Origin of the sequence: Kitasatospora sp. NPDC058965 (assembly GCF_042741245.1) — a bacterium.
Taxonomy (GTDB): Bacteria; Actinomycetota; Actinomycetes; order Streptomycetales; family Streptomycetaceae; genus Kitasatospora.
Genome location: NZ_JBHYKG010000006.1, coordinates 45,138 through 64,923, shown reverse-complemented (window position 1 = coordinate 64,923; position 19,786 = coordinate 45,138). Strand labels below are relative to the sequence as shown.

Sequence of the window (19,786 nt, the reverse complement as noted above, 5' to 3'; positions counted from 1 at the left end):
GTTTGACAAGGGTCACCAGGGTACGGTCACACTCCGCTGGTGGGGTCGTCGCGTAGCGGCACCCCAGGCGTTGCGTGCCGGGCGGCGGACGACCGCCGGCCAGCGCACAGGAATGGACCGGGAGAGAAGAGCGAAGGTGTCCCCGAGCAGCGAGACCGCGCAGGGCGGCAAGCGACTCGTCATTGTCGAGTCGCCCGCCAAGGCGAAGACGATCAAGGGCTACCTCGGCCCCGGCTACATCGTCGAGGCGAGCGTCGGGCACATTCGCGACCTGCCCGGGACGGCGGCCGAGGTGCCGGACAAGTACACCGGCGAGGTGCGCCGGCTGGGCGTCGACGTGGACCACGACTTCGCGCCGATCTACGTCGTCAACAGTGACAAGAAGGCCCAGGTCAGCAAGCTCAAGCAGCTGCTCGCGGAGTCCGACGAGCTGTTCCTCGCCACCGATGAGGACCGCGAGGGCGAGGCCATCGCCTGGCACCTGCAGCAGGTGCTCAAGCCCAAGGTGCCGGTCAAGCGGATGGTCTTCCACGAGATCACCAAGGCCGCGATCCAGGAGGCGGTGGCCAACCCGCGCGAGCTCAACCAGCGCCTGGTCGACGCCCAGGAGACCCGCCGGATCCTCGACCGCCTGTACGGCTACGAGGTCTCGCCGGTGCTCTGGAAGAAGGTCATGCCGAAGCTGTCGGCCGGCCGCGTCCAGTCGGTGGCGACCCGCCTGGTGGTCGAGCGGGAGCGCGAGCGGATCGCCTTCACCTCGGCCTCCTACTGGGACCTGGTGGCCACCTTCGCCACCGGCCGCGCCCCGGCCGACGCCGCCAACCCGGAGAACTTCGGCGCCCGGCTGGCCTCGGTGGACGGCAAGCGGATCGCCAGCGGCCGTGACTTCGGCCAGGACGGCCGGCTGAAGAGCGCCAACACGCTGCACCTGGACGAGCAGGCCGCCCGCGCGCTGGCCGCCGCCCTGCAGCAGACCGCGTTCAGCGTGCGCAGCGTCGAGTCCAAGCCGTACCGCCGCTCGCCCTACGCCCCGTTCCGCACCACCACGCTGCAGCAGGAGGCCAGCCGCAAGCTGGGCTTCGGCGCGAAGCGGACCATGCAGGTGGCCCAGAAGCTGTACGAGAACGGCTTCATCACCTACATGCGCACCGACTCCACCACCCTCTCGGAGACCGCCGTGGCGGCCGCCCGGGCCCAGGTGACCCAGCTGTACGGCGCCGAGTACCTGCCGGACGCCCCGCGCGTCTACGCCAGCAAGGTCAAGAACGCCCAGGAGGCGCACGAGGCGATCCGCCCCTCCGGCGACCGCTTCCGCACCCCGGCCGAGACCGCGCTGAGCGGCGACGACTTCCGGCTGTACGAGCTGATCTGGATGCGCACCGTCGCTTCCCAGATGAAGGACGCGGTCGGTCAGTCGGTGACCGTCCGGGTCGGCGGCACCTCGTCCGACCGCCGCGACGTCGAGTTCTCCGCCTCGGGCAAGATCATCACCTTCCACGGCTTCCTCAAGGCCTACGTGGAGGGCGCCGACGACCCCAACGCCGAGCTGGACGACCGCGAGCGCCGGCTGCCGCAGCTGACCGAGGGCGACCCGCTGGCCGCCGACCAGCTGACCCCCGAGGGCCACGCCACCAAGCCGCCGGCCCGCTACACCGAGGCCTCGCTGGTCAAGGAGCTGGAGGACCGGGAGATCGGCCGCCCGTCCACCTACGCCTCGATCATCGACACGATCATCAACCGCCGGTACGTCTTCAAGAAGGGGACGGCCCTGGTCCCCTCCTTCCTCTCCTTCGCCGTGGTGAACCTGCTGGAGAAGCACTTCGGCCGGCTGGTCGACTACGACTTCACCGCGAAGATGGAGGACGACCTGGACCGGATCGCGGCCGGCCAGGCCGAGTCGGTCCCGTGGCTCAAGCGCTTCTACTTCGGCGAGGGCGAGGGGACCGGCACCGCGGCCGAGGCCGGCAACGGCGACGGCGACCACCTGGGCGGCCTCAAGGAGCTGGTCACCGACCTGGGCGCGATCGACGCCCGGGAGATCAGCTCGTTCCGGCTGAGCGACGAGATCACCCTGCGGGTCGGCCGGTACGGCCCGTACGTCGAGAAGAGCGGCACCGACCCGGAGCAGCCGGGCCAGCGCGCCGACATCCCCGACGAGCTGCCGCCGGACGAGCTGACCGTGGCGCTGGCCGAGGAGCTGCTGGCCAAGCCCAGCGGCGACTACGAGCTGGGCCAGGACCCGCACAGCGGCAACATGCTGGTCGCCAAGGACGGCCGGTACGGCCCGTACGTCACCGAGATCCTGCCCGAGGGCACGCCCAAGACCGGCAAGAACGCGGTCAAGCCGCGCACCGCCTCGCTCTTCAAGACCATGTCGCTGGACACGGTCACGCTGGACGACGCGCTCAAGCTGCTGTCGCTGCCCCGGGTGGTCGGCGCCGACGCCGAGGGCGTGGAGATCACCGCGCAGAACGGCCGCTACGGCCCGTACCTCAAGAAGGGGACCGACTCGCGCTCGCTGACCAGCGAGGAGCAGCTCTTCACGGTCACCCTGGAGGAGGCGCTGGCGATCTACGCCCAGCCCAAGCAGCGCGGCCGGGCCGCGGCCGCCCCGCCGCTCAAGGAGCTGGGCACCGACCCGGTCAGCGAGCGGCCGGTGGTGGTCAAGGACGGCCGGTTCGGCCCGTACGTGACCGACGGCGAGACCAACGCGACGCTCCGCAAGGACGACGACGTCGAGACCATCACGCCGGAGCGCGGCTACGAGCTGCTGGCGGAGAAGCGGGCTCGCGGACCGGTCAAGAAGGTGGCCAAGAAGGCCCCGGCGAAGAAGGCCGCGGCCAAGAAGACCACCACCGCCAAGACCACCACGGCGAAGAAGACGGCCGCGAAGAAGACCACCGCGGCCAAGACCGGCACGGCGAAGAAGACCGCGGCGAAGAAGACCGCCGCGACGTCCCCCGCACCCGACGAGGGCTGACGGCGGGCACGGGGACGGTGACCCGGATCACCGTCCCCGCGTCACAACCCGGTCATAGCCTGGCTCCCAGGGGCCCGGGTGCCAACTGGCACTTGGCCCAGGCCGCTACGCTGACCGTATGACGAGCGAGGAGCAGCCCACCCCCGCAACCGCGACACCCCCCACCGCCGTGGTGGCCGACCTCCCCGAGGTGGCTCCCGCCGGGACCCCGGGTGAGCGCGCCCGCGCGCTGCTGCGGCTGCGCCCGTACCGCCGGCTGTGGGTGACCCAGCTGCTCGGCGGCACCGCCGACCGGCTGGCCTTCCTGGTGCTGCTCGCCCTCACCGTCGCCGCGGCCGGCGGGGCCGGCCTGTTCGGCGGCGGCTACCGGGGGGTCGCCTTCGCGCTCACCCTGGTCTTCGCGGCGCGGCTGCTGGCCGCGGTGCTCTTCGGGGTGGCGCTGCTGACCCCGCTGCACGCGCTGCTGTCCGGCCGGGTCGACCGCCGCTGGGCGCTGATCGGGGCCGACGGGCTGCGGGCCGCGCTGGTCGCGGTGGCGCCGTGGTGGGTGGTCTGGACGCACGGTCCGACCCCCGCCTACCTGCTGCTCGGCTCGGTCTTCCTGACCGGCGCGGCCGAGCGGGTCTGGTCCGCGGCCAAGGGCGCGGCCGCGCCCGGCCTGCTGCCGGCGGCCAACCCGTACGCGCCCACCGACCAGCAGCGGCCCTCCGCCGCCAACCTGGCCACGCTGCGCACCCTGGACCTGCGCACCGGCTGGGCCACCGTGCCGCTGGCCGCGCTGGCCCTGATCGCCTGCACGCTGGTCAACAACCTGGCCGCCGCGCTCGGCTCGCACTGGCTGCGCGAGCACCAGGTGACCGTCGCCGCGGTCGGCGCCGCGGTGCTGTTCGCCGTCTCGGCCGCGCTGCTCTACCCGCAGGACCTGTCCGCCTCGGCGGTCGGCACCGGCCGGCCGGGCTCGCCGCTGCAGGGCCTCAAGGCGCCGACCGACGCCACCCCGGGCCCGGCGCTCGGCAAGGGCCGCACCGGGTCCGCCCCCTACTTCACCTTCTCGATCGCGGCCGGCTACGCGGCGATGGCCGGGGTCGCCGCGCTCGCGCTGCTGACCGCCGGCGAGCACGGCGCGGGCCCGGTCGGCTACGGCCTGCTGGTGCTCGCGGCCACCGGGCTGCCCTGGGTCGGCCTGCGGCTGACCGGGGTGACCCTGCCGACCCTCTCCCGCCGCCGACTGCTGGCGGTCGCGCTGCTGGTGCTGGGCGCCGCGCTGATCCTGGCCGGCCTGGTCTTCGACTACGTGCTGATCCTGCTGCTCACCTCGGTCGCCGCGGTGGCGGCCGGTCTGGTGATCGGGATCGGCCGGGCGCTGCTGGCCCAGGAGGTCGAGGAGGCCCGGCTGCCCAAGGTCACCGAGCACCTGTACGCGGTGCTGCGGATGGTGGTCGGCGGCGCTGTGCTGGTGATGCCGCTGCTGGCGGCCGGCTACGGCGAGGTCGAGTACGGCAACCGGACGCCCGGCGGCTTCACCTTCATCCACGGCGGCGCGGCCCTCGCGGTCGCCACCGCCGGCGTGCTCACCCTGGCGCTGGCCGGGGTGGTGCTGCTGCGCACCGACGACCAGCGCGGCACCGTGCCGTTCGGCCGGGAGCTGCTGGAGGCGCTCGGCCGCGGCCGCGAGGTGCCCGAGCACCGGGCCAGCGGCAGCGGCTTCTTCATCGCGCTGGAGGGCGGCGACGGCGCCGGCAAGTCGACCCAGGCCCAGGCGCTGGCCGAGTGGATCCGCAGCAAGGGCCACGAGGTGCTGATCACCCGGGAGCCGGGCGGCAGCCCGGTCGGGCAGCGGCTGCGCGCCCTGGTGCTGGACGTGGGCAACACCGGCCTGTCGCACCGCGCCGAGGCGCTGATCTACGCGGCCGACCGGGCCGAGCACGTGGAGAACGTGATCCGTCCGGCGCTGGCCCGCGGCGCGGTGGTGATCACCGACCGCTACATGGACTCCTCGATCGCCTACCAGGGCGCCGGGCGCGACCTGGCCGCCACCGAGGTGGCGCGGATCTCCCGCTGGGCCACCGGTGGCCTGGTGCCGGACCTGACCGTGGTGCTGGACGTCGACCCGGACCAGGCCCGGGACCGGTTCACCGAGGCGCTGGACCGGCTGGAGAGCGAGCCGACCGAGTTCCACACCCGGGTCCGGGCCGGTTTCCTCGCGCTGGCCGCCGCCGACCCGGTGCGCTACCTGGTGGTGGACGGCAGCAAGTCGGCCGACCTGGTGACCACCGCGATCCGGCACCGGCTGGACCGCGAGCTGCCGCTCTCCGACCAGGAGAAGGAGGCCCGCCGCGAGCTGGAGCGCCTGGCCAAGGAGGAGGCCGACCGGCGGGCGGCCGAGGAGGCCCGCCGCAAGGCCGAGGCCGAGGAGGCCGAGCGCAAGCGGCAGGCGCTGCTGGAGCAGCTGCGGGCCGAGCAGGCGGAGAAGGACCGGCTCGCCAAGGAGGAGGCCGCGCGCAAGGCGGCCGAGGAGGCCCGCAAGGCCGCCGAGGAGGCGCGGCTCGAGGCCGAGGCCGAGGCGCAGCGGCGGGCGGCCGAGGAGGCCGAGCGCAAGGCGGCGGAGGAGGTCCGGCTGGCCGCCGAGGCGGCCGAGCGGGCCCGCCAGGAGGCCGAGGCGGCCCAGCAGGCCGAGCTGCAGCGCCAGCGCGACGTGCAGCGCGAGGAGCAGCGCCGGCGGGCCGAGGAGGCGCTGCAGCGGGCCGAGGCCGCGCGACTGGCCGAGGAGGCCGCCGAGCGGGCCAGGGCGGCCAACGATGCCGAGGCGGTCACCCGGGAGATGCCGCTGGTCGGTTCCGAGGAGCTGACCGAGGAGATCTCGGAGGAGGAGCGGCAGGCTGCGGTGGCGGCGGCCGACGCGGCCCGGACCACCGAGTCGGCCGTCGAGCGGACCGCGGTGCTGCCGCCGGTCGAGGACGAGCCGGTGCGACCGGCGGCACCGGTGCGGACCGTCGAGGCGGCCGCGCCTGCCGGGCCCGTCGCGTCCGCCGCGCCTGCCGGGTCGAAGGCGCCCGCGGCTGCGGCCGGGTCGAAGGCGCCCGCGAAGCCGAAGGCCGCCGGGAAGCCGGAGGCCGCCGCGGAGTCCGGAGCCGCCGGGGAGTCCGGGGCGGAGCGCACGGCCGTGCTGCCGCCGGTGCTGCCGATCGAGGAGCGGATGCCGCCCGGCCTGTTCCGGCCCGAGCCGGCGGCGGACCAGCAGCGTCCGGCCCGCCCGTCCTGGGCCGAGGAGACGCCGATGGACGACCTGCCCAGCCTCACCGACTCGCTGCTCGGCACCCGCGAGGAGTGGGCCCAGTGGGAGCAGGTCGACCCCGAGGACGGCAAGGGCCGCAAGCGCCGCAAGTAGCGGCCGGTCGGTGCTGTCCGCCGCGGCACGTATGCTCGCTGGCGGACAGATCGGTGGGCGAGCACGGGAGCTGTGGTGGCCGTCTGGGACGACCTGGTGGGCCAGGAGCGGGTGGTCGAGCAGTTGACGGCGGCCGCGCGGGCGGCCCGGGCCACCGTGCTGGCCGGCCGCTCCGGCCGGCCCGAGCCGGGGACCAACGCCTCGCTGATGACGCACGCCTGGCTGTTCACCGGCCCGCCCGGTGCGGGCCAGACGGTGGCCGCGCGCGCCTTCGCGGCGGCGCTGCAGTGCACCAGCCCCGACCTGGAGCTGGGCGGCACGCCCGGCTGCGGGTTCTGCGACGGCTGCCACACCGTGATGGCGGAGAGCCACGCGGACGTGAAGTTCGTCCGCACCGACGGCCTGTCGATCGGCGTCGGCGACATGCGCGACCTGGTGCTGCGCGCCTCCAGCTACCCGACCGGCGGCCGCTGGTCGGTGATCCTGATCGACGCCGCCCACCGGTTGACCGAGGCGGCGGCCAACGCGCTGCTCAAGGGCGTCGAGGAGCCCTCGCCCCGGACGGTCTGGCTGCTCTGCGCCCCGTCGGTGCAGGACACCCTGCCGACCATCCGCTCGCGCTGCCGCCACCTGGTGCTGCGCACCCCCTCCGCCGAGTCGGTGGCGGACCTGCTGGTCCGCCGGGACGGGGTGGAGCCGGGCCTGGCCGAACTGGCCGCCCGGGCCGGCCAGGGCGACATCGAGCGCGCCCGCCGGCTCGCGGTGGACGAGCAGACCCGCACCCGGCGGCTGGAGGTGCTGCGGATCCCGCTGGAGGTGGCCGACATCGGCGGCTGCCTGGCGGCGGCCCAGCGCCTGGTGGACACCGCCAAGGCCGACGCCGAGGCGCTCGCGGTGACGCAGGACGCCAAGGAGACCGGCGACCTGCGGGCCGCGTACGGCGCGGTCGAGGGCGGCAAGGCCCCGCGCGGCATGGCCGGTGCGGTCAAGGAGCTGGAGAAGCGGCAGAAGAGCCGGGCCACCCGGACCCGCCGGGAGACCCTCTCGGTGGCGCTGCTCGACCTGCTCGGGTTCTACCGCGACGTGCTCGCCCTGCAGCTCGGTTCCACCGGCGTGCTGGCCAACCAGGACCAGCGCGCCGCGCTGGACCGGGTGGCCCAGGCCGGTCCGCCGGAGTCCACGCTGCGCCGGATCGAGGCCGTGCTGGGCTGCCGCCGCGCGCTGGACCGCAACGTCGACCCGCTGCTCGCGGTGGAGGCGATGACCGTGGCGCTGCGCGCGGGCTGACCCGGCGTCGGCCGACCGGCCGTCAGACCGGTTCCCCGGCTCCCTCGTTCGGGTGAACGCGGGCGCGCGGCCCGGCTGCTTCGCCGGTTCGGGGACGCGGTCTTGCACCCTGTGGAGCGAGAACCCGGGCGTCCGGGACCGGTCCGCGCGAGGGTGGTGCCCCATGTCCCGTCCGTTGCTCCTGCTGCTGCTCGTACCGGTGCTGGTGGCGACCGGTGTGCTGGCCCGGGGCGCGCTGCGCGGCTGGCGGGCCGAGCGGGCCGCGCTGACCTACGAGCTGGGCGCGGACCTGCGCCCGGTGCTGCTGAAGGCGGCCGGGGCGGTGGCCTGCTCGCTGGTGGCGACGGCGCTGGCGGTGACCGCGGTCTTCGTCCACCGTCCGGCCGGGGCCGTCGAGGCCCGGGGCGCGCTGCCCGTCGCTCCGGCGGTGGCCGCGCACCCGGCCGCCGCGCCGCCGGCGCCCGCCTCCTCCTCGTCGTCCTCGTCGACCGCCGGGGCGGCGCCGGTGGCCTTCCGCTCCGTCGGCCACCCGGCCGAGGGCGAGCTGATGGAGGGCGCGGTGCCCGGGGCGGATGGGCACCCGCGCACCGTGCGGGTCTGGCTGCCGCCGCACTACGCCGACGACCCGTCGGCCCGCTACCCGGTGCTGGTGCTGCACGCCTCGGTGCCCGGCCGGACCGCCGACGCCGAGCTGCCCGACGTCTTCGACGGCCTGCTGTCGGCGATCAAGCTCGGCCGCGCCCACCCCTTCCTGGTGCTCGCCCCCGCCGCCCCGACCGGCACCGAGCACCCCTGCGACCTGGTCGCCGCCGCCCCGCAGGCGCTCGCCGACGACGCGGCGCTGCGCACGGCCGTGGCCGCCGCCTTCCACACCCTGCCCCCGGCGCCGCAGGGCTGGGCCACCCTCGGGGTCGGCGCCGGTGCCCCCTGCGCGGTGGCGGCGGGCCTGGCCCGCCCCGAGCTGTACGGGGCGGCGGCCGCGGTCTCCGGCCGCTACGACGCCCCGGCGCTGGCCCAGACCGCCGCCGACGCGCCGGCGGGCCAGCCGGCCCACCTGCTGCTGGCCGCCGCGAAGGACGACGCCGACGGACTGGCCGCCGCGCACCGGCTGGCGGACGCGCTGCACGCGGGCAAGGGCCAGGCGGTCCGGGCGGTGGTGCGGATCTCGGACGTGGTGCAGGACTTCACCCCGGACCGGGAGCGCTTGCGCCTGGTTCGCCTCGCGGCGCAGTACCTTACGGACACGCTGGCCCACCCGACGTCCTGAGCGCAGCCCCCCGCCACCGAGGAGACCGCCGCATGCCCGCCCCGTTCCGCCCCGCCGTCCTGGCCGCCGTCCTGCTGCTGGCCGGCTGCACCAGTGCCGGTCGCGCGACGCTGCCGGGCGACACCACGCCGCACTCCTCCGACGGCGCGGTGGCCACCGGGGCCGCCGCCGACCCCGGGGCCGTCAGCGCCCTGCAGCCGCTGCCGGCCGCCGTGCCGCCCGCGCTGGCCCGGTACTACGCGCAGCCGTTGGACTGGCACGGCTGCGACAACGGCTTCCAGTGCACCACCTTCCAGGTCCCGCTGGACTACGACCACCCGGCCGGCGGCGACCTGACGCTGACCGCCGCGCGCCGCCCGGCCGACGGGGCCGGCGGCCGGCAGCGGCTCGGTTCGCTGCTGCTCAACCCGGGCGGCCCGGGCGGTTCGGCGGTCGCCTACGTGGAGTCGGTGGCGGGCGGCTACCAGCCGGTGGTCCGGGCCGCCTACGACCTGGTCGGCCTGGATCCGCGCGGGGTCGGCCGCAGCGCCCCGGTCAGCTGCCTGAGCGGCGACCGGATGGACGCCTACACCGCCGTCGACACCACCCCGCCCGACCAGGCCGCGACCGACCGGCTGGTGGCCGCGGACAAGGAGTTCGCGGCCGGCTGCCAGCAGCGGGCGGGCGCCCTGCTGGGCCACGTCAGCACGGTCGAGGCAGCCCGCGACATGGACGTGCTGCGGGCGCTGCTGGGCGACGACCGGCTGAACTACGTCGGCAAGTCCTACGGCACCCTGCTGGGCGCCACCTACGCCGGGCTGTTCCCGGCGAAGGTCGGCCGGATGGTGCTGGACGGGGCGATGGACCCCTCGCTGGACGCCTACACCGGCAACCGGACCCAGGCCGGCGGCTTCGAGACCGCCTGGGGCTCCTTCGCCCGGGACTGCGCGTCCCGCTCCGACTGCCCGCTCGGCAGCACCGAGCAGCAGGCCGGGCAGGAACTGGACGCGCTGCTGGCCTCGCTGGAGGGCCGGCCGCTGCCGGGCGGTAGCGGGCGCAGCCTGTCCCGCGCCCAGGCCGTCACCGGGGTGATCGAGGCGCTCTACGCCGAGTTCCTCTGGCCGCAGCTGCGTAGTGCGCTGTCCGCCGCCAAGGGCGGCGACGGCGCTCCGCTGCTGCACCTGTCCGACGCCTACTACGAGCGCTCGGCCGACGGCAGCTACCCCAACCTGATGTTCGCCAACATGGCCGTCAACTGCCTGGACCTGCCCGCCCCGTTCAGCTCGCCGGCCCAGGTGGCGGCGGCCCTGCCGGCCTTCCAGCAGGCCTCCCCGCACTTCGGCCGGGACATGGCCTGGATGGCCCTGACCTGCGGGTACTGGCCGGTCCGGGCGACCGGGGCACCGCACACCATCCGGGCCGCCGGCGCCGGGCCGATCGTGGTGGTGGGCACGGTGCGGGACCCGGCCACCCCCTACGCCTGGGCGCGCTCGCTGGCCGGCCAGCTGGCGTCGGGTCAGCTGATCACCTACCAGGGGGACGGGCACACCGCGTACGGGCGGGACAACGACTGCGTCGACTCGGCGGTCAACCACTACCTGGTGGAGGGGACCACCCCGGCGGCCGGGCTCAGCTGCCCCAAGTGACGCCGGGGGCCGCGGCGCCGGCCAGCCAGTCGTCCACCAGCCCGACCTGACGCTCCGGCGGGAACTCCGCCGGGGCGAACAGCGCCTGCACCACCAGGCCCAGCACGAAGCCCTGGGCGGCGGCCGCCAGGTCCTCGACCGAGGTGGCGGCGGGCAGCTCGCCGCGCTCGACCGCGGCTGCCACGTGCTCGGTCAGCCGCACCCGGGACCGGCGGTAGCGCTCGGCGTGCGCGGCGGCCAGCTCGGGGTCGGCCAGTGCCACGTCCCAGGAGCTGACCCAGATCCGGTTGTCGGCGGCGCCCTGCGGGGTGAGCGGCAGCACGTCCAGCAGGCTGGCGCGCAGCGCGGCCAGCCCCGGGGCGGGCGCGGGGCGGCGCGGCCGGTCCTGGTTGCGCTGGTCCAGCACCTCCAGGGCGGTGCGCAGCAGCGCCTGCTTGTTCGGGAAGTAGTGGGTGAGCAGGCCGGTGGAGGCGTTCATCTCGGCTGCCACCGCGCGCAGCGTCAGACCCCCGAAGCCGCGCGCGACCAGCACCCGCCAGACCGCCTCGGAGACGTCGCGGCGGCGGGCGTCGTGGTCTCCGCGGGCGGGGGGCATGGGGGTGATGGTACCCGCGGGTTAAGCTGCCGGTCCCGCCCCCGCCGCCCCGGAAGGACCGCCGTGTTCGGAGTCACCGACCTCGCCACCTACACCCTGGGAGCCCTGGTGATCGTGCTGCTCCCCGGGCCGAACTCGCTCTACGTGCTCTCGGTCGCCGCCCGCAAGGGCATCCGCACCGGCTACCGCGCGGCGTGCGGCGTCTTCGTCGGCGACTTCACCCTGATCAGCCTCACCTCGCTGGGCGCGGCCTCGCTGCTCAAGGCCAACCCGGCCGCCTTCGCCGTGGTGAAGTTCGGCGGCGCCGCCTACCTGCTCTGGATCGGCTTCAACATGCTCCGCTCGGCCCGCCAGCTCTGGCGCGAGCACCGCACCCCCGCCGCCGAGCAGCCGGCCGCCGCCACCGCCGAGGCCGAGGCCCACCCGCAGTCGGTGGAGCGCCCGTTCCGCCGGGCCCTGGTGATAAGCCTGCTGAACCCGAAGGCGATCCTCTTCCTGCTCTCCTTCTTCACCCAGTTCGTCGACCCCCACTACGGCACCCCCGCCGTCTCCTTCGCCGTCCTGGGCGGCATCCTGCAGGCGATGAGCGTCCTCTACCTCTCGGTCCTGATCTTCGCCGGCACCTCCCTCGCCACCGCCTTCCGCCGCCGCAAGCGCCTCTCCGCCACCCTCACCAGCAGCGTCGCCCTCCTCTTCGCCGGCTTCGCCGCCAAACTCGCCGTCTCCTCCGCCTGACCCCGGCACGACCCACCCCCCGAACCTGTGTAGACTTGCCCGCGTTGCCCTGCGTGGGCAGCGGTGCCGCCTTAGCTCAGTTGGCCAGAGCAACGCACTCGTAATGCGTAGGTCATGGGTTCGAATCCCATAGGCGGCTCCACACCGAAGGCCCGGTCAGGGGAATCTGACCGGGCCTTCGTCGTGTTCCGCCCCCGTTCCGCGCCGCCCCGCTGAGGGGGTGTCGGCGGGGCGGGGGCGGGGGTGCTCAGCGCGGGGGGAGGTTGCGGGAGAGGCGCTCGTGGAGGGCGATGCCTGCGGAGACCGAGACGTTGAGGGACTCGGCGGCGGGGTTGATGGGGATGGCGACGGTGTCGGTGGCCAGGGACTCGAAGGGGGTGGAGGCGCCGGTCTTCTCGCTGCCGAAGAGGAGGGCCAGGCGCTGGTCCAGGGTGCGCAGGTCGGCGGTGGTGAGGGAGCCGTGGGCGTCGAAGGCGACCAGGCGGAGGTCGGCGGTGCGGAAGTGGTCCAGCGCCTGCTCGCGGGTGGCCAGCACGATCGGGAGCGAGAAGACGTAGCCACGGCTGGCCCGGACCAGGCGGCGGTCGGCGATCGTGGTGAGGTCGCTGTCGATCAGCACGATGCCGGCCGCGCCGAGCGCGAAGGCGGTGCGCACGATGGCGCCGATGTTGCCGACGATCTTCACGCCGTCCAGCACGATCAGGTCGGCGGTGCTGCCGGCCAGGTCGGCGAAGGTGCGCGGGCGCGGCACCTTGGCGATGCCGAACTGCTTGGGGCGCTTGTCGGTCTTGAAGAGCTGGTTGACCAGGGTGGTCTCGATCAGGCGCACCGCGATGCCGCGCTCGCGGCAGGCGGCCAGCAGCGAGGGCGGGAACTCGGCGGTGTCGATGCCGTACACCTCGGCGAACTCCAGGCCGGCGCGGATGCACTGCTCCAGCGGCTCCGCGTCCTCGATCAGAGCGGTCTTGACGACGGCCCGCGAGTGCTTGGTGACGTCGGCGATGCGCTGGATGGCCGGGTCGGACTTCGAGCTGATCACGTCGAACGGGGCGCTGGTCATGGGCGGGATTTTAGTCCACCGCGGCGTGCCACCACTCCAGGTGATCGCGGTACCACGCCACGGTGGCCGCCAGCCCGGCCTCGAAGGGCACCTCGGGGCGGTAGCCGAGGGCGCGCAGCTTGCCGTCGTCCAGGGCGTAGCGCCGGTCGTGCCCCTTGCGGTCGGCGACCGGGCGCACGCTCGACCAGTCGGCGCCGCAGTGCGCCAGCAGCAGGGAGGTGAGCTGGCGGTTGGTCAGTTCGGCGGTGCCGGCGATGTGGTAGACCTCGCCGGGTGCGCCGTGCTCCAGCGCCGTCTGCAGGCCCCGGCAGTGGTCGTCCACGTGGATCCAGTCCCGGACGTTCAGGCCGTCCCCGTAGAGCGGGACCTGCTGTCCGCGCAGCAGGGCGGTGACGAACCGCGGGACGATCTTCTCGGGGTACTGGTACGGCCCGTAGTTGTTGCCGCAGCGGGTGACGGTGACGTTCAGGCCGTGGGTGCGGGCGTAGGCCAGGGCGAGCAGGTCGGCGGCGGCCTTGCTGGCGGCGTAGGGGGAGTTCGGGTCCAGCGGGGCGTCCTCGCGCCAGCTGCCGTGCTCGATCGAACCGTAGACCTCGTCGGTGGAGACCTGCAGGAAGCGCGGCACGCCCGCCTCCAGGGCGGCCTGGAGCAGGGTCTGGGTGCCCAGCACGTTGGTGGTGACGAACGGGGCGGCGCCGGTGATCGAGCGGTCCACGTGGGTCTCGGCGGCCAGGTGGACGACCGCGTCGACCCCGGGCAGGAGTTCGGCCAGCAGCGGCCCGTCGGTGACCGAGCCGTGCACGAAGCGCAGCCGCGGGTCGCCCGCGACCGGTCCGAGGTTGGCCCGGGCGCCGGCGTAGGTCAGCGCGTCCAGCACGGTGAGCGCGGTGACCCGGGCGCCGGCCGGGTCCGCGCCGCCGAGCAGTCGCCGTACGTAAGCGCTGCCGATGAAACCGGCTCCACCGGTGACCAGGAGGTGCATGGTTCGCAGTGTGCCAGGACGGGGAACGACCGTCGTACTGACGGAGGGTCACCAGGGCGTCGTTCCACCATGCGAATATCCGACGTCGCTTCGTGTTCGCACCGGCTAGCGTGACTGTCGCCGGCTGCCGCACCCGGCTCTCCGTGCCCCACCCCAGCAAGGAGCCGCCATGACCACCACCGCCCAGCCGCTGCTCGCCGAGATCCCCGGGTCGAAGAGCATCACCAACCGCGCGCTGCTGCTCGCAGCGGCCGCCGAAGGCACCAGCCTGCTCACCCGGCCACTGGTCAGCGAGGACACCGTGGCCTTCCGGGACGGCCTGCGGGCGTTCGGCGTCCGGATCGTCGAGCACCCCGAGGGCTGGGAGGTGCACGGCCTCGGGCGCGGGCCGAGCGGGCGGGCCGAGGTCTGGTGCGCCGACGCGGGGACCGCCGCGCGCTTCCTGCCGGCGCTGGCCGCGACCGGCGTCGGCGAGTTCTCCTTCGACGGCTCCGCGCAGCTGCGGGCCCGCCCGCTCGGCCCGCTCAGCGCCGCGCTGGAGCAGCTCGGCGCCCAGGTGCTGACGGCCGACGGCGGCGGGCTGCCGCTGAAGGTCCGCTCCCGCGGGCTGCGCGGCGGCCCGTTGGTGCTCGACTCCTCGACCAGCAGCCAGTACCTGACCGGCCTGCTGCTGGCCGCGCCGCTGATGCAGCGCCGGCTGAGCGTGCACGCGCAGGGGCTGGTCTCCAAGCCGTACGTCGACATGACGGTGGCGCTGATGCGCCGCTTCGGCGGCCAGGTCGCGGTCGGCCCGGACGGGCGGATCCAGGCCGGGCCCGGCGGCTACCGGGCGCACGACCTGCGGATCGAGCCGGACGCCTCGACCGCGTCCTACGTCTTCGCCGCCGCCGCGGTGACCGGCCGGTCGGTCACCGTGCCCGGGCTCGGCACCGACAGCCTGCAGGGCGACCTGCGCTTCGTCGAGGTGCTGCGGACGGCCGGCGCCGAGGTGGAGATCGGGGCGGAGGCGACCACGGTCACCGGGACGGGCCGGCTGCGCGGCGGCTTCGAGGTGGACATGGGCGACATCTCGGACACCTTCATGACGCTGGCCGCGATCGCCCCGCTGGCCGACGGCCCGATCACGGTGCGCGGGATCGGGCACGCCCGGCTCAAGGAGTCGGACCGGATCGCCGCCATGGCCGACAACCTGCGCCGGCTCGGCGTCGAGGTGGCGGACGGGCCGGACCGGCTGACCGTCACGCCCGGCGGGGTGCGACCGGGCCTGGTGGCCTGCCACCGGGACCACCGGATCGCGATGGCGTTCTCGGTGCTGGGCCTGCGGGTGCCGGGGATCGAGCTGGACGACCCGGCCTGCGTCGGCAAGACCTTCCCGGACTTCCACCAGGAGTTCGGCCGGCTGTTCGGCTGAGCACGGGGACCGGTGGCCGCGCGGGGCGGCCACCGGCCGGGGCCGTCACCCCGTCAGGTTCGCCCAGCAGTCCGCCTCCCCGACGTGCGCCGGGTCCAGCGCGTGCCGGATCTCGTGCCGCACCACCGGGTCCACGGCCATCAGCACGTGGTCCGGCACGTTGGCGGGGCACAGGTCCTGGACCAGCACGTCGTGCACGTCGGGTCCGGAGAGGAACTGGGTCCGGTACGGGGTGACCACCTCGTCGTAGCGGGTGGCGATCACCGTGTACGAGACCCCGGGCACGGTGTCGCCGCCCGCGTTGAGCAGGTTCATGGTGTCCGAGCCGGCCACCTGGTCGGCGCAGGCGGGGCAGGCCGAGGCCACCAGGTCGAGCGCGCCGGGGTAGGACCCGGCCAGCGCGGTCAGGCCGTCCAGCGTGGTGCCGTGGTTGCTCGGGGCCAGCCCGACCAGGGTGTGCACCTTGGCGGCGCCGCCGTCGAACTTCAGGTACCAGCGCGGCATCATGCCGCCCTGGCTGTGGCCCACGATGTCCACCTGGCGCGCGCCGGTGGCGGCCAGCACCCCGTCCACGAAGACGGAGAGCTGCTGGGCGGACCGGGCGACCGGGGCGATCGCGCGCAGCACCGGCACGCCGGGCTGCTCGCCGTAGGTCAGCACGAAGACGCAGTACCCCTCGGCGGCCAGCACGGGGGCGGTGGTGAGCCAGTTGACCGAGCCGTTGGCGAAGGTGCCGTGCACCAGCACCACCGGGCGCGGGTGCGCCGCGCCCGGCCGACAGTTCCAGTCGTTGGCGCCGGGCACCAGCGGGGCGGCCAGCGCCTGGGCGGCGGCGATCGGGTCGGCGGTGGTCGCGGCGGCGGGGGCGGCGGCGGCCGTGGTCAGGGCGGTGGCCAGCAGCGCGCAGCCGGCCGCGAGGGCGGCGAGGCGGCGGCGGGGACGGGTGGACGCGGGGACGCGGGCGGTGGTTCCGGGCATGGCTGTCCTCCGGGTGGGGGTGGGAGGTGCACGGGAACGCGGACGGCGCGGTGGGGGTGCGCCGTGGACTGGCCGGTAAGTTACTGCTGGGTCGGGGCCTTGCCCAGACGCCGCGCGGCAACTGGCACCCGGACCACCCGCAGGTGTCAGCGCGGTGCCGCCGCCCGGGCGGCCCAGCGCCCGTCCTCGCGGCTGATCCGGACCGGGTGCGCGAAGCACGCGCTGATCAGCTCGGTGGTCAGCGTCCCGGCCACCGGCCCGCTCGCCACGCACTCGCCGTCGCGCAGCAGCAGCGCGTGCGTGGTGCTGCTGGGCAACTCCTCCAGGTGGTGGGTGACCAGCACGCTGGCCAGGTCGGGGTGCTGCCCGCGCAGCTCGTCCAGGCTGGCCAGCAGCTGCTCGCGGGCGGTCAGGTCCAGGCCGGTGGCCGGCTCGTCGAGCAGCAGCAGGCGCGGGCGCGGCATCAGGGCCCGGGCGATCAGGGTGCGGCCGCGCTCGCCCTGGGACAGGGTCGGCCAGGGGGCGTCGATCCGGCGGGTGATGCCGAGCGTGTCGATCAGCTGCTCGGCGTGCGCCAGCTGCGCGGGGGTCGGGCGGCGGAACGGATCCGGCTCGATGCTGTTGGTCAGGCCGGTGAGCACCACCTGGCGCACCGTCAGCGGGGAGTGCAGCGGGTGCCGGGGGTTCACGTGGCCCAGGTGCGCGCGCAGCTCGCGCACGTCCACCCGGCCCAGTTGCCGCCCGAGCACCCGGACCGTGCCGTGGGTGGGGTGCGAGACCGCGCCGAGCAGCGCCAGCAGCGTGCTCTTGCCGGCCCCGTTGGCCCCCAGCACCGCCCAGTGCTCGCCGGGCTCGATCCGCAGCGAGACCCCGCGCAGCAGGTACCGTCCGTCCCGGACCACGTCCACCGACTCGGCCGCCAGCAGCGGCCCGGACGGAACCGGTTCGGCGGAGTTCATCGTCACGCTCCATTGAAGGCGGACCGGGCGGATTCTGGCACGCTAGCAGGCACCCGGCTGCGCCACGGGCGGCGGGATGCCGGATCATGGCGCGGGTGCGCGGGCCCCACAGTGGTGCGGGCCGACAAGGTGAGGAGCGGGACCAGGTGATCGGAAGAGCGCTGAACGGCCGCTACGAGCTGGTCGGCATCCTCGGCACGGGCGGCATGGCCACCGTGTACCACGGGGTCGACCGGGTGCTCGGGCGCGAGGTCGCGGTCAAGATCCTCAACGGCGGCCTGGCCGAGGACCCGCGGTTCGCCGAGCGGTTCGGACGGGAGGCGCAGCACGCGGCGATGCTGGTGCACCCGCGGATCGCCATGGTCTTCGACTCCGGCATGGACGAGGGCTCCCCGTACATCGTGATGGAGCTGATCCGCGGCCACTCGCTCAGCTCGCTGCTGGGCCGGAGCGGCCCGCTGCCGGTGGAGCGCGCGGTCGGCATCGCCGCCGCGATGTGCGAGGCGCTCGAAGTGGCGCACGCGAACGGGCTGGTGCACCGGGACATCAAGCCGGGCAACGTCATGATCACCGATGACGGCGGCGTGAAGGTGGTGGACTTCGGCATCGCCCGGGCCTCGGCCTCCGGGCAGCAGCTGACCCAGACCGCCACCGTGCTCGGCACCGCCGCCTACCTGTCGCCCGAGCAGGCCACCGCCGCCGACGTGGACGGCCGGGCCGACCTCTACGCGCTCGGCTGCGTGCTGACCGAGATGCTCACCGGCGAGCCGCCGTTCACCGCCGAGACCCCGGTCGCGATCGCCTTCATGCAGGTCACCGAGGAGGCGCCGCCGGTCAGCCTGCGCCGCCCGGAGGTGTCCCCGGCGCTCGACGCGGCGGTGGCCCGGCTGCTGGCCAAGCGGCCGCAGGACCGGCCGGAGTCGGCCGCCGCGGCCCGGGCCGAACTGCTGGCCGCGGTGCCGGTGCGCGGGGCGGTGGACCGCACCTCGGAGTTGCTGGCGATGTCCGCCGATCCGCACCGCACCACGGTGCTGCCCCCCTCGGCCCCGGCGGCCACCTCGCTGCTGGCCGCACTGCCGGGCGAGGAGGACGACGAGCAGCAGGCGCCGCGCAGGTCCCGGCGCGGGCTCGGGCTGGTGCTGGGCGGGGTCGGGCTGGCCGCGGCCGCGCTGGTCGGGGTGCTGGCGTTCAACAGCGGCTCGGGCACCGGCACCGGCGCCCGGCACCCGCAGGCCGGCCAGTCCGCCGCCGCCCAGCCGGCGGCGGCGCCGAGCGACGCGGCCAACCCGCCCGGCACGGCCGTGCCGCCGAACTCCGCCCGGCCCACGCCCGGCACCCCGGCCGCCGCGGTCGCCGCGCTGCGCGCCGAGGTGAACCAGTCGGCGCTGCCCCGGGACCGGCAGGTGGCGCTGGCCAAGACGCTGGACGTGGCGATCGGCGGGCTCAACGCCCAGCAGCCGCAGGACGCGGTGCAGGCGCTGAAGTCGGCGCAGCGCCAGGTCCGCGACGCCGCGAAGAAGCACGCGGTCGACCAGCAACTGGCCAACTCCTGGCAGCACCAGCTCAGCACGGTGATCACCTCGCTGAACGCCGACGCCGGCGACGCGGGGGACAACGGCAACTGACGCGTCCTCACCGGTACCGGTGAGGACGCGTCGGCGGGGGTGCTACTGGCGGGAGCCGCAGCCCGGGCAGAAGGCCGCGCCGTCCGGCACCGGCGCCTCGCAGGAGCGGCAGGCGGGCGGGGCGGACAGCCGGTGGCCGCAGGCGGCGCAGAACGTGCCGCCGTGGGTCTCGGCCTTGCACTGCGGGCAGACCAGCTGGCGCGGCGTGTTGACGTCCCAGTCGTGGCCGGCCTGCTGCCCGGCGGTGTAGGCGGCCTGGGTGACCTGGTCGTTGAGCCCGCGCCGGCGGGCCGCCTCGGCCTCGGCGGCGGTGTCCGGGGCGCAGTCGAAGCAGAGGCCCTGGGCCGGGTTCCAGCACTTGTCGCAGACGTGCCGGGCGTCCCGGGCGCAGCGGTGGAAGTGGTGCTCGGCGTTGCTGACGGCGCGCTGGAAGGCGGCGTCCTTGGCGCTGCCCCAGCCGGCCCCGGCCAGTCCGTCGGCCGCGTTGCTGATGGTGTTGGCGTTGCCGCCGAACAGGTTCCAGGCGGCGTTGACGCCCTTGCCGATCCAGCCGGCCGCCCGCCCGGTCAGGAACGGCTCGAACGGCGAGCGCCAGGCGTCGCGGCAGCGGGTGCAGTCGAACTCGAACTGGAACCCCGCGCCGGTGCCGTACTCCTGGCACATGTCTCTGTAGTTGTTGGTGAAGTAGATCTCGCCGCTCACGGCTGAAACCCCCCAGGCTGGTGTGGTGTGGTGGCCCCTGCGGTACGACGCGGGCGGGGGCGGGGCGGTTCTCCCGGCGCCGGATGATAGCCAGCCCGCCCGGACCCCGGTACCACCGGGTGCCCGGGCACGACGAAGCCCCTGACGCACCGTGTAGAGACGGTGCGTCAGGGGCTTCGAACGGTGCCGACC

At 75.1% G+C, this 19,786-nt stretch carries 14 protein-coding genes and 1 tRNA gene; 9 read left to right on the top strand and 6 right to left on the bottom strand.

The window, feature by feature from the left end:
- The first annotated feature begins 136 nt into the window (after positions 1 to 136).
- The 5 genes from topA to ACFW1A_RS02320 all read left to right on the top strand — a co-directional run bounded on the left by topA (position 137) and on the right by ACFW1A_RS02320 (position 10,547).
- Complete coding sequence (gene topA / locus ACFW1A_RS02340) at positions 137 to 2,980, top strand: type I DNA topoisomerase (RefSeq protein ID WP_380402682.1); 2,844 nt, start codon at positions 137 to 139, stop codon at positions 2,978 to 2,980.
- Between the two features lie 118 nt (positions 2,981 to 3,098).
- A complete protein-coding gene (gene tmk, locus ACFW1A_RS02335; RefSeq protein ID WP_380402676.1) occupies positions 3,099 to 6,368 on the top strand; it encodes a dTMP kinase in 3,270 nt (1,089 codons plus the stop codon).
- Positions 6,369 to 6,443: 75 nt separating this feature from the next.
- Positions 6,444 to 7,655, top strand: coding sequence for a DNA polymerase III subunit delta' (locus ACFW1A_RS02330; protein ID WP_380402673.1), 1,212 nt, complete (start codon positions 6,444 to 6,446; stop codon positions 7,653 to 7,655).
- 163 nt (positions 7,656 to 7,818) lie between these two features.
- Entirely contained in the window at positions 7,819 to 8,922 is a 1,104-nt protein-coding gene (locus tag ACFW1A_RS02325) for a hypothetical protein (protein ID WP_380402670.1), read from the top strand.
- Positions 8,923 to 8,954: 32 nt separating this feature from the next.
- Positions 8,955 to 10,547 carry an alpha/beta hydrolase gene (locus ACFW1A_RS02320; protein ID WP_380402667.1) on the top strand — a complete coding sequence of 531 codons (1,593 nt, stop codon included), beginning with the start codon at positions 8,955 to 8,957 and terminating at the stop codon, positions 10,545 to 10,547.
- Here ACFW1A_RS02320 and ACFW1A_RS02315 read toward each other — a convergent pair.
- Positions 10,531 to 11,142 carry a TetR/AcrR family transcriptional regulator gene (locus tag ACFW1A_RS02315; RefSeq protein WP_380402664.1) on the bottom strand — a complete coding sequence of 204 codons (612 nt, stop codon included), beginning with the start codon at positions 11,140 to 11,142 and terminating at the stop codon, positions 10,531 to 10,533. The genes ACFW1A_RS02320 and ACFW1A_RS02315 overlap by 17 nt on opposite strands.
- 63 nt (positions 11,143 to 11,205) lie before the next feature.
- Here ACFW1A_RS02315 and leuE point away from each other — a divergent pair, with 63 nt between their 5' ends.
- Together leuE and ACFW1A_RS02305 are read left to right on the top strand one after the other, a co-directional pair.
- Positions 11,206 to 11,877 carry a leucine efflux protein LeuE gene (leuE, locus tag ACFW1A_RS02310; protein WP_380402661.1) on the top strand — a complete coding sequence of 224 codons (672 nt, stop codon included), beginning with the start codon at positions 11,206 to 11,208 and terminating at the stop codon, positions 11,875 to 11,877.
- Positions 11,878 to 11,942: 65 nt separating this feature from the next.
- Positions 11,943 to 12,019 (top strand) — tRNA-Thr (locus ACFW1A_RS02305).
- A gap of 105 nt (positions 12,020 to 12,124) precedes the next feature.
- Here the strand turns inward: ACFW1A_RS02305 and nshR are convergent.
- Positions 12,125 to 12,937 (bottom strand): NshR/TsnR family 23S rRNA methyltransferase, encoded by an 813-nt coding sequence (nshR, locus tag ACFW1A_RS02300; RefSeq protein WP_380402658.1) that lies wholly within the window; start codon positions 12,935 to 12,937, stop codon positions 12,125 to 12,127.
- A gap of 10 nt (positions 12,938 to 12,947) precedes the next feature.
- On the bottom strand, positions 12,948 to 13,919 hold the full coding sequence (gene rfbB, locus ACFW1A_RS02295; RefSeq protein ID WP_380402655.1) for a dTDP-glucose 4,6-dehydratase: 972 nt from the start codon (positions 13,917 to 13,919) through the stop codon (positions 12,948 to 12,950).
- Positions 13,920 to 14,088: 169 nt separating this feature from the next.
- Here rfbB and aroA point away from each other — a divergent pair, with 169 nt between their 5' ends.
- Positions 14,089 to 15,330 (top strand): 3-phosphoshikimate 1-carboxyvinyltransferase, encoded by a 1,242-nt coding sequence (gene aroA, locus ACFW1A_RS02290; RefSeq protein ID WP_380402652.1) that lies wholly within the window; start codon positions 14,089 to 14,091, stop codon positions 15,328 to 15,330.
- 45 nt (positions 15,331 to 15,375) lie between these two features.
- Here the strand turns inward: aroA and ACFW1A_RS02285 are convergent, their stop codons facing one another.
- Complete coding sequence (locus ACFW1A_RS02285; RefSeq protein WP_380402649.1) at positions 15,376 to 16,308, bottom strand: esterase/lipase family protein; 933 nt, start codon at positions 16,306 to 16,308, stop codon at positions 15,376 to 15,378.
- A 146-nt stretch (positions 16,309 to 16,454) separates the two neighbouring features.
- Positions 16,455 to 17,267: an ABC transporter ATP-binding protein gene (locus ACFW1A_RS02280; protein WP_380402645.1), complete on the bottom strand. Its 813-nt coding sequence runs from the start codon at positions 17,265 to 17,267 to the stop codon at positions 16,455 to 16,457.
- A 146-nt stretch (positions 17,268 to 17,413) separates the two neighbouring features.
- Here ACFW1A_RS02280 and ACFW1A_RS02275 point away from each other — a divergent pair, with 146 nt between their 5' ends.
- The gene (locus tag ACFW1A_RS02275; RefSeq protein WP_380402643.1) at positions 17,414 to 18,892 is read left to right on the top strand and encodes a protein kinase; all 1,479 of its coding nucleotides are present in this window, start codon (positions 17,414 to 17,416) and stop codon (positions 18,890 to 18,892) included.
- A gap of 42 nt (positions 18,893 to 18,934) precedes the next feature.
- Here the strand turns inward: ACFW1A_RS02275 and ACFW1A_RS02270 are convergent, their stop codons facing one another.
- Positions 18,935 to 19,594 (bottom strand): zinc ribbon domain-containing protein, encoded by a 660-nt coding sequence (locus tag ACFW1A_RS02270; RefSeq protein WP_380402641.1) that lies wholly within the window; start codon positions 19,592 to 19,594, stop codon positions 18,935 to 18,937.
- Between the last annotated feature and the right edge of the window lie 192 nt (positions 19,595 to 19,786).